At 62.1% G+C, this 6,239-nt stretch carries 4 protein-coding genes and 1 pseudogene; 3 read left to right on the top strand and 2 right to left on the bottom strand.

Annotated features, from left to right (window positions below; all coding sequences use genetic code 11):
* Both ABNS06_RS00280 and ABNS06_RS00275 read right to left on the bottom strand, forming a co-directional pair.
* Nucleotides 1-455, bottom strand: a pseudogene (locus tag ABNS06_RS00280) (hypothetical protein); the annotation flags it as partial.
* Between the two features lie 63 nt (nucleotides 456-518).
* Nucleotides 519-3,581, bottom strand: coding sequence for a TonB-dependent receptor (locus tag ABNS06_RS00275; protein WP_348671864.1), 3,063 nt, complete (start codon nucleotides 3,579-3,581; stop codon nucleotides 519-521).
* A gap of 430 nt (nucleotides 3,582-4,011) precedes the next feature.
* On the opposite strand from ABNS06_RS00275, the gene ABNS06_RS00270 reads away from it, so the two are divergent.
* The 3 genes from ABNS06_RS00270 to ABNS06_RS00260 form a co-directional block, all read left to right on the top strand.
* Complete coding sequence (locus ABNS06_RS00270) at nucleotides 4,012-4,794, top strand: DUF1295 domain-containing protein (RefSeq protein WP_348671862.1); 783 nt, start codon at nucleotides 4,012-4,014, stop codon at nucleotides 4,792-4,794.
* Nucleotides 4,795-4,797: 3 nt separating this feature from the next.
* Nucleotides 4,798-5,904: a cyclopropane-fatty-acyl-phospholipid synthase family protein gene (locus ABNS06_RS00265; RefSeq protein WP_348671861.1), complete on the top strand. Its 1,107-nt coding sequence runs from the start codon at nucleotides 4,798-4,800 to the stop codon at nucleotides 5,902-5,904.
* Nucleotides 5,904-6,239: hypothetical protein (locus tag ABNS06_RS00260; protein ID WP_348671859.1), on the top strand; the 336-nt coding region annotated here is incomplete at its 3' end. The genes ABNS06_RS00265 and ABNS06_RS00260, both read left to right, overlap by 1 nt.

Genomic DNA, 6,239 nt, shown 5'->3' with positions numbered 1-6,239 from the left:
GTGGCCGTGCCTTCCGCCATGATCTTCGACCCGCGGGTAATGATCATGTTGGAGAAGCCAGGCGCGGCGATGATCTGCGTGCCGGGCTCGATCTCCACGGTCACGTTGAGCACCGGCGTGGTGCCGTCGCCACTGACCAGGGTGCCTTCGGTCGCGGTCATTTCGCCGTTACCGTTACCCACGGTCACGCGGCCATTCATGTACCAGATCGTGTCGGCGGTCAGCGTGATGTCAGACGTCACGTTGGTCGGCAGCTGGCAGACGTTGTCGCCCTCCGAGGTCTGCTGACGCGAGGTCGCAAAATCCGGACAGATCGAGAACGGGTTATCGGTCACGGGACCGCCGCCACCGCTGCCTTCCACAACAATCGAGGTTTCGTCGCCTTCGGTGCAGCCGTGCAAACCCACAGCGGCTGCGGCGACGGTGCTCACCAGCAATAATTTCGAGAACTTCATAACAACTCCGTCAGTTTCGTTGAGTCACTTGGGGGTCACACGGGGTGACAAGCGTGCACTCGGTTAAAAATTCCAATCGATTCCTGCTTCAAGCGTCACGCCCTGCTTGTACTCCTGGAATACCTGGCCGCCCTGCGTGAACTCGACGGTTTCGTCCAGAAGATTTCCTGCCTTGGCCTTGAAGACCAGGGATTCGGTGATGAAGGCCTTGTAGTTGAGGTCGAGGTCGAACCTCGGCTCCTCCACAACATCCGGCAGATCGCTCAGACCAACGTCCACGATGGTTTCGCCGGACTGGTTGATCAGCATCGTCAACTCATGGCGGATGGCGCCCGCGTAATCGTCGTAGCCAACAGCCAGGTTGAAGGTGTAGTCCGGCTGACCCTGAAGCTTGCGGGTCTGGCCGCCATCCAACTCGATTTCGGACTCGATGAGGCTGGCATTGAGCGCCACGAAGATGGAGCGAGAGCCCCCCTCATTGATATCGAAGTCACGACGACCGTCGAACTCGATACCGTAGATGTCGGCCTCCTCCCCGTTCTGGAATGTGCGGGAGTTACCAGCGGTCCCCGACGCCTGCAGCAGCACGCGCTCGATCGGGTCCTCAATCGTCTTGTAGAAGGCCGCAACACTGAGACTTTCGTCTTCGTCGCCGTACAGCTCCCAGCGCAGATCCAGGTTGGTAACCTCGGAGACCTTCAATGCCGGGTTGCCTCGCACTCGGAAGTTGAACTGGTTGTCGTAGAACGTCGCGTTCGAGGTTTCCTTGAAGTCCGGGCGCGACACCGTGCGGCTGGCGGCAAAGCGCAACTGCTGGCTGTCGCCAATCTCCCAGTTCAGCGCCAGGCTCGGCAGCAGGATGTCCTCATCAATCGACGAGAGAACCGCGGAGCCATCACCCTGAATGGAGAAGGTCTCGGTCGTCTGCTCGTAGGCTTCGTAGCGCACACCCAGGATCACCTGGTAAACGTCCGCAAAACGCTGGGTGAACAAGCCGTAGACACTGTTCAGATCGAGCTCCGCCTCGTAGCTGTCACTGGGCAGCGTACGATCGGCGAACGCCAGACCGGTGCTCTGATCACCCGTGATGTTGTCCAGCGTGATGACGTCACTGACCAGCAGATTCGGTGAGTTCTGGTCGTACTGCGATTCGTTGCCGATGTAGCCGAACGCCTGTGAATCGGAGTCGCGCTCGCGATGAATCAGCTGAATCCCCGATTCGAACGATGCGGCACCCAGACTGTTGTCGAACAGGTATTCCCAGTCGGTGGATGCATCGAGATTGTCGTCCGACAAATCGTCGTAGCGGCGCACCAGTTCCGGCACGATCAGGTCGTAGACGCCATCGCCGCCCTCGAGATCGAAACGCACTTCACGGCGATCGGGCGCGTAGCGGCGGGCGTTGCTGCCGGTGATCTGCCAGCTGGCGACCAGCCCGCTGTTCTGGCCGAGCACATGCTCACCGGAGAACTGCTGCGAGAGGAACTGGCGCTCTTCCCACTCGATGCTGTAGCGGTAGGACTCCGAGCCGGAGTCGCCATCGCGACCCTGCGACACGCGGGTGGCCGCCTCGGTGGAACGGGAAACGACAGACGTGGACTGGAAGCTGCTGTCCCCCACGTTCATCCCCAGCGAGAGCAGCCCGCTGGTGTCGATGGTGTTGGAGGCTTCCTCGAAGGTGAAGTCATCGAAGACGCCACCATCCGTGTTGTAGCTCCGGCTGACGCCCTCCGCTTTCTGATCCCAGTCGTTGCGGTAGTTCGCCGCCGCAAAGAAACCGACCTCATGGCCGCCCACGGTGAACAGGTTGCCGTAGTTCGCTCCAAGCGAGACTTTCGGCGCTGCCGTGGCGGAGCCGAGATCAAGATCGTTCATCAGCTGGACCGCAGCCACCTGGTTCAGTGCCTGGCGCGTCCCGTCGCTGAAGCTGCCTTCACATTCCACGCAGTTCAGCAACGCGGAGATCGCTTCAACCCCACCCGGGACATCACGCGACCCGTCATCGAAGCCGAACGCGTCGTAGTCGCCACTGATTGGATCGAACGCGACTTCGTCACCGGTCAGACCATCGGTGTAGCCCAGGCTGAACGAGAATTTTCCAGCCGCCTCGTCGGGGAACGTACGGGTGTTGATCACCAGGTTCCCGCCCGTGCTTTCACCGGGCATGCTGGCGATGAATGACTTCTTCACGTCCAGCTGCTTGACGATATTGCTGGGGAACAGATCCAGCGGGACCTCACGCTTGGTGGGGTCCGTCGACGGCAGCGTTGCACCGTTGAGCGTCGTGGTGATGTAACGACCACCCAGACCACGGATGAAGACGAAGCGACTGCTCTGCACCGTCACGCTCGGCACCCGGACGACGGAAGCGGCCACGTCAGTGTCACCAAAGCGAGCCAGCTGCTCGATGCCCAGAGTCTCGATCACGTTGACCGAATAGCGTTCGGATTCGCCGAACGCGGAGGGGTTGAACGTGCCGAGAACCACCACTTCTTCGATGTTGGATGATGCGGCGGTGGACCCGTACTGATAGCGCCCCTGCAAGGTGATTCCGCTGACGACACGCACCGACTCGGTTTTGGGCGTGCTCAGTGAGGGGTGGCTGATCTGCAGGTCGTAGACGCCACGCGGCAGTTCCAGGGTGAAGCTGCCATCGTCCTGCGTCTGAACGGTTTCACTCACCTTGGGCACGGAGACCGTCGCGCCCGCCAGCGATTGACCGTCGTTGCGAATTCGGCCGTTCAGCGTTCCCCTGGGAGCCGACGCCCGATCACGGGCCGTTTCGGTCACGAAATAGCTCTCGACGAACTGCTGAGGCTCCTCCCCGCTCTGGAGCGAAACCGTGATGTCGACCAGCTGACCGGCTGCAGAGGTGAAGTTGAACCGGTGCACCTCGACGCCACCCAGCAGAACGGCGACACCGTGCCGCCCGGCATCGAGATCAAACGTCGCGGAACCGCTGGCGTCGAGGATCTTGCTCTGCTCGCCATCGAGAACCACCTCGAGGCCGGTCGCAGCGGAACCGTCTTCGAACGCGTACAGCACCAGCTCGTCCGCGGCGCTCGCGACGCTGACGCCGACCGCAAGCGCTACCGCGAGGATTCCTCTCAGGCTTCGCAGGTTCATCTCAGTTCCTCAAATCGAAAATTTCTGTCGTGCCCAACGTCGTATCGCCTCAACGAACACGACGTTCGCAACCAAAACGCCCCGACTACGCGCAAGCGTCTCGGCCATACGGTCTGTCGCGTGGAATCCCTGACGCCGGCGCAAACCCCGTGGCGCTCCCTGATGCTCCGAAACGGCCTTGCCGCTCGCAGCCGCCCGGCCGCCCTTGTTCCCTGAAGTCGGAGGTCGGGTCGCATGTGTCGACTGACCTCAAATGCTGGGCGCAGAGAGTAAGAGCCGAATTTGACGGTCGTGTGACAGGCGCGAAATGACCCTCGATCCACGCGCATGCGCTCGCCGTGGTGCGCGTTGTCGCCAACGGCGTTGCATCCGGACATCACTCTCGATCGAATGGACGCATCGAATGTGGACTCGCAACCGGATGGACTCGATGCAACTCGTCACGACCTATGTCACCGGCTTTGCGGCCATCACCCTGATGCTGGTGGCCACCTGGCTTCTGCAACTGCGCACCCGGAATGCCGGGCATGTGGACATCACCTGGTCGTTCTCGCTGGGCGTGGCCGCGCTGATCTACGCCGTGTGCTCCGATGGCGACTCCACCATGCGCCTGCTTGCGGGCACGCTCGGATTGGTCTGGTCCGCGCGACTCGGTGGCTACCTTTATTTAAGGAATGTCGGCGCCCCCGAGGACAGCCGCTACACCGCCCTGCGAGAGAAGTGGGGCCAGACCCAGGACCGGAACATGCTGCTGTTCTATCTGTTCCAGGGGCTGATGGCGTGGATACTGAGCCTGCCCTTCCTGATCGTGGCGACGCGCCCCGATGTCGCGCCTGCGCCGCTACTGGTGCTGGGCGTGCTGATCTGGGCCATCTCGGTACTCGGCGAGGCGCTGGCGGACTACCAGCTGATGCGCTTCAAGGCCAACCCGGACAACCGCGGCCAGGTCTGCCGCGACGGCCTCTGGTACTACTCGCGACACCCGAACTACTTTTTCGAATCCCTGCACTGGGTGGCCTATGCACCGCTGGCGCTGGGGAGTTCCTGGTGGTGGCTGACGTTGATCAGTCCGGTGCTGATGGCCTGGCTGCTGCTCAAGGTTTCCGGCGTACCCGGCGTGGAAACACCCGAAGGCAAATCCAAACGGGCCGGTTACGACGAATATGTCAGGACGACAAGCTCGTTCATTCCCTGGCCCCCGAAAAAGGCTTAAGCGATGCCCTCAGCAATCGATCTCTGCGAACGCGGACTGATTCCCGACCGACTGGCCCGTGCCGGCATGCGCCGCCTGATCCAGAAACGCCTGGACAGCGAGGAGGCGACGGACCCCGAAGCTCGCTCGGATACCGTGCGGCGCCTGGTCAGGGAATGGTCGCAGGGCGAAATCGCGGAACAGACCGACGCCGCCAACGCGCAGCACTACGAGGTCCCGGCGGAATTCTTTTTGCGCTCGCTGGGCGAGCGGCTGAAGTACAGCTGCTGCTACTACCCGACCGGGCGTGAAACCCTGGAGCAGGCGGAGGACGCCATGTTGTCGCTCTACGCCGAGCGCGCCCGGTTGCGGGACGGTCAGCGCGTGCTGGACATCGGCTGTGGCTGGGGCTCGCTGACACTGTGGCTGGCCGAACACTATCCGAACATGGAGATCGTGTCGGTCTCCAATTCCAGTGGACAGCGCGAATTCATCGAACAACAGGCCCGGGAACGCGGTCTGAGCAACATTCACGTGATCACTTGCGACATCAACGTGTTCGACCCCGCCGCCCATGGCGAGTCGGCACCGTTCGACCGCGCGCTGTCAGTGGAGATGTTCGAGCACATGCGCAACTACCGCGAACTGATGCGCCGGATCAGCACCTGGCTCAAGCCGGACGGCCTGCTGTTCGTGCACATCTTCGCGCATCCGCATCTGGCCTATCCCTACGAGGACCGCGGCGACTCCGACTGGATGACCCGCTACTTCTTCAGCGGCGGCGTCATGCCCTCCCAGCATTTGCTGATGCACTTCCAGGAGCACATGCGCATTGCCGATCACTGGTGGGTCAACGGCCAGCACTACGAGAAGACCTCGAATCAGTGGCTGGAACGCATGGACGCCGAACGCGACACCATCCTCCCGCTGTTCGAACAGGCCTATGGCACCGCGCGCGAGGGTCGGATCTGGTTCCAGCGCTGGCGCATGTTCTACATGGCGGTGGCGGAGTTCTTCGGCTATCGCAACGGCGGCGAATGGGGAGTCGGTCACTATCTGTTTCAGCCTCGGGTCGCCGTGACCGAGGGCAGCGCCGAGCAGACGCGACAGCCGGACGCCGAGGCCGCCTGATGCGCTGGCTGCCCGCCATCGTGCTCGCGCTAGGCCTCATCGGCCCGGCGGATGCATCCGATACGCGCGAGTTCATCGGCTACGGTTACACGCTCGAGGGCAACGAGTTCCGCTACATCGAATACCACCGGCAGTTGCTGGACGACGGCGGCAACGTCACGGCCTGGACCGTGGACTTCTGGAATGCCGACGGCGACAAGATCGCCGAAAAGCGCTTTGAACCGGGTGCAACACCCAGCATCCCCGCCTACGAGTTCCGGATGCTCACCAACGGCTACCAAGAGGGCATTCGTGGCACCGGCGGACCGGAGATCACTCTATACCGGCAAAAGCCC

Source organism: uncultured Abyssibacter sp., assembly GCF_964000955.1.
In the GTDB taxonomy this organism is placed as follows: domain Bacteria; phylum Pseudomonadota; class Gammaproteobacteria; order Nevskiales; family OUC007; genus Abyssibacter.
Note: the sequence above shows the minus strand (reverse complement) of the source record. Positions and strands in the feature narration are given on the sequence as shown.